The sequence below is a fragment of the Burkholderia sp. HMSC10F09 genome, from assembly GCF_001806955.1.
Lineage (GTDB): Bacteria > Pseudomonadota > Gammaproteobacteria > Burkholderiales > Burkholderiaceae > Burkholderia > Burkholderia multivorans.
The window spans coordinates 7,531-10,768 of record NZ_KV786819.1 but is presented as its reverse complement, the minus strand read 5'-3'; the positions used below and the strand labels follow the sequence as shown (position 1 = coordinate 10,768).

Genomic DNA, 3,238 nt, shown 5'->3' with positions numbered 1-3,238 from the left:
GGGCATCGGCGCGTCCGCGGATGCGTCGCGCCGTCGCGTGGCGGCGCCGCCGCAGAAACGCGCGCCGCTCTATGCGTGGGCCGACAAGCCGGCCGCGCCGATCACGCCGGCTCCGAGCGTGCATGAAACGCTGCGCTCGATCGAAGCCAGCACCGCGCAGTGGGCGACGCTGGCCGGCGCCGCGGCGTCGGCAGATGCTGCGCGCACGGCGGCGAGTGCGGCGGGAGTGATTGGCGTTGCCAACGCAAGCGCGGCCGCGGGCGTTGCTGCGCCTGCGCCGTCGGCCGCATCGGGTGCCGGTACATCGACGGTGACGGACGACGCCGCGCCGCTGGTCGCCCCTGCCATCGAGCACGACACGGCGGCAACCGCACACGACGACAACGCGCCAATCGTACTGCCCGCATTTGTCGATGTCGCGCCGGCTCCCCTCGCTTCCGCGGACGATACCGACATCGAAGCGCGCGCAGAAGCCGGGTACGACGCGTCCGCAAACCACACGAGCGACGCTCGTGCGTCCGCGGCGCCGCATGCGGACGATGAAACGCCGCAGATCGAGGCCGCGCAGGTCGCTTCGGCAATCGCTAGCGCGTCTGCCCGGCCGGGAGACGCGCCGATCGAACTCGCGCCGTGGGAAGATTTCGTCGCGCAGCAGGCTGCGGCCGTCGGTACGTCGATCGGTAGCTCGGGGGCGTCGGCGCCCGGCGTCGCAGACGGGATCGGCACAATCGCCGCGACCGAGCCGCAGACATCCGCGCTTGCCGCCGCGCCGGCAAGCGACACGGCCCGCGTCGATACGGTCTCTGTATCCACTTCGGCGATCGACGACAAGAGCACGGCCGAAACGCAGTCCGCACCGCAAGTTGGCGCGGTGCAAGCGTCAATTGCGCCCTCGGGCACCGCTGCCGCGCAGCATGATGCCGAACCGAGCGCTCCCCTTCCCGCTTCCGCGAGCAATGCAGCATCGCCGCCGGTGACGCTCGATCCACAAGCGGTCGCGGCGACGGTGCCGGTAACGGCAGCCGCTTGGACGGTCGGCCGCGCAAGCGCTCCGCGGGAGGCGGCGGCAACCGTCGCGGCGAAACCTGCGTCGACCGCGGCGGCAACGCCTGCATCCGCTTCGTTGCCGCCGTCTGGCGATATCGCGTCCGGCACCGCGCCCGTTGCGTCCGCACCGGTCGTCGTGCCGCATGATGACGCGCAACCGGCTACTTCCGCCGTCGTCGCGACTTCGGCATTGAACGACGTCGAGGCCGCGACCGGCACGGCGGTCAATGCGGACGATGCGGTTGCGCCGACGTCGGTGCCGATACCCACACAGATCGGCTCGGCAACCGCCGCTCAACCGGTTCCGAGCGCACCGCTTGCATCGACGCCGATGAAGCCGTTCGCGTCGGCCGCGGTGTCGGCACCGTCTGCGACATCGACAACGCCCGCAACGTCGAGCCCGACCGCATCTCAGCCCCCGATCACGCAGTCGTTGTCGCGTGCCGCTACGGCACAGCAGAGCGAGCAGTTTGGCAGAACCGCGTCGGCCGCAGCCGCTCCGCAGAGTCCGATCGCCTCACTGGCCGCGACCGCACCGTCGAGCAGCCGCTTCGACATGCCGGCCGCCGTCACGACGACACCCGCACCCGCGGCAACAACGGCTGCCGTCGAGGGCACGCCGTCCGTCGCACCGACGGCTGCTGCGGCTATGTCGTCCGCTAGTGCCGCATCGGTGACGACTACGGCGAGCCCTTCCGCTCCGGTGCCTGCGTCGGCTACGCCGTCTGCCACTACTGCATCGGGGATGACTACCGCGAGCCCTTCCGCTCCGGTGCCCGTGTCGGCTATGCCGTCCGCCACTACTGCATCGGGGATGACTACCGCGAGCCCGTCCACTGCGACGCCTGCGTCTGTTATCCCGTCCGGCGCCGCCGCATCGTTGACGACTACGGCGAGCGCGTCCGCTCCGACGTCTGTGCCGGCTACGCCATCCGCCGCTGCCGCATCGGTCACGACGACGGCAAGCCCGTCCGCTCCGACGTCTGTGTCAGCTACGCCGCCGGCGGCTGCCGCATCGGTAACGGCTACGGCGAGCCCGTCTGCGCCGACGCCCGCACCGGCACCCGCTTTCGGCATTGGCAACACGCGCGTTGCTGTCGGCGGCGCCGCCGCGGACACCGCGAGCACCGCCGCACCGCCCACGACCGCTGCATTCGCGGCGTTTGCCGCGAATGCGCCGGCAACCGCACCGGCAACGCCGTCGACGCTTGCCACCGTCACGGCACCGTCTGCACCGACGACGTTCGCGACCACGGTCGGCGTAACTGCGCCGTCGCCGAACCCGATGAACCCGCCGGCCGCGCCGAATCCGACGCCCCAGGCGAACTGGACCGCCACGAACACCGCAGTTCCGTCGTCCGCACCGTCCTCGACGTCACAGCAGCCGACCGCAACCACACCGGCCGCGACGATTTCGGCCACGACCACGGCGCCGGCCACACCCGCTACCGCGGCAACCCCGCCGGCCGCCCCTGCCGCGACGGTTTCCGGCATCGCGACGGTCCCGCCGAGCGTCGCCCCCGCGCCGCCATCGTCGCCCACATCCGTCGCCGCGCCCGCCGCAGAACCGGCCGCCCCGGCCGCCGATACCGCCGCGCAACCGGCTACGACCGCGCCCGCCCGCCAGCCGCGTCCGAACGCGTTCGAATTCCACGCGCCCGCGTCGTTCAGCGTCGAACTGCCGACGCTCGACCTGCTCGAACCGGCATCCGACGAGATCGAACCGATCACCGACGAACATCTCGCGCAGACCGGCCAGGTGATCGAACAGCGGCTGCAGGAATTCAAGGTGCCGGTCACGGTCGTCGGCGCGTCGGCGGGCCCGGTGATCACGCGCTTCGAGATCGAGCCCGCGCTCGGCGTGCGCGGCAGCCAGATCGTCGGCCTGATGAAGGATCTGTCGCGCGGCCTCGGCCTGACGTCGATCCGCGTCGTCGAGACGATCCCCGGCAAGACCTGCATGGGTCTCGAACTGCCGAACGCGAAGCGCCAGATGATCCGCCTGTCCGAGATTCTCGAGTCGCGCCAGTACCAGCACTCGACGTCGCAGCTGACGATCGCGATGGGCAAGGACATCACCGGTCATCCGGTCGTCACCGATCTCGCGAAGGCGCCGCACATGCTCGTTGCGGGCACCACCGGTTCGGGCAAGTCGGTCGCGATCAACGCGATGATCCTGTCGCTGCTGTAC

Annotated in this window: 1 protein-coding gene; it reads left to right on the top strand. The window is 71.1% G+C overall.

All coding sequences use genetic code 11. The annotated features are described in order from the left end of the window. Positions 1 to 3,238, top strand: a 3,238-nt coding sequence (locus HMPREF3115_RS32640) for a DNA translocase FtsK (protein WP_256276311.1), incomplete at both ends; no start/stop codon positions are given.